We start from the raw sequence: 890 nt of genomic DNA on the forward strand, positions 1-890 counted from the left end.
ATACTTCTCTACCTCTTTGATCTCAGCGTTTCTATGATGATAAGGATTGTAGGCCGCGCGTGTTATGCGGGGGTAGTGTTTGCTCGTATCCACCCCATATAAGTGCCAGTAATTCGGGATTACTTCTAAGTTTTCATCATGTGGCGTTTGCATGAAAGAACAATACAAGAAAAAACTTAAGATGACCTAAAAATTCAAATTCGCATGGAGGCCGCTAGTGCCTATCAATCCTATAAACTTAACGCGCGGGGAGTGCTTATGCTTAGCGGTGAGCGCCCACTAAACCGCCGCTCTCAACTTAGATTGATTGCTAGAAGTTTCTAGAAGTTCTTAAAAGTTTAAATTAGAAGTTCTAAAAGAAGTTAGGTATTGGTAGGTGAATAATTTAACTATGTATTAGGGAAGTTGATAATACCATGTGCTAAGGGAGCAGGAGGTAGAACAGACACTATCAGACGCAAAAATGCAAGAGCTTAAACGGGAAAGTAGAGCACTTGCTCAAGGTTTAGACTTAGATATTAGCGATCTAACTTCATTTAAAGTTAATTCACCAGTAAAAGGCTCTGAAAAATCCGTATTGGTTAAAAAGTCCTTTGTAGACTTAAACGGATACCAGAATTCACCTTTAAAATCATACTCAAACTCCGCATTATCCGATACAGATGTTGCATCAGATATTGCATACAACCGCCTAGAATCGCCATTAAACCAGAAGGAAAGTTTAGAAGGTGGTAAAGGAAACATTGACAAACCTTTATCAAGTAGTGCTGACTCTACCACTCCCCCCCTTAAAAATCAAGAAATCCCCTTTGAGCAGTTAAACCAAAGAATGATTAAGCCTGAGGAATTCACCGATAGCGTAATCAAAGAGTTAAAAAAACGGCCTAAAT

The 890-nt window shown here is 39.1% G+C and carries 1 pseudogene; it reads left to right on the top strand.

The features are described from left to right. Nucleotides 1–463: 463 nt before the first annotated feature. Nucleotides 464–890 (top strand): annotated as a pseudogene (locus G6Q06_RS08315) (hypothetical protein); the annotation flags it as partial.

This window comes from Helicobacter suis (assembly GCF_902196135.1).
GTDB classification, from domain to species: domain Bacteria; phylum Campylobacterota; class Campylobacteria; order Campylobacterales; family Helicobacteraceae; genus Helicobacter; species Helicobacter suis_A.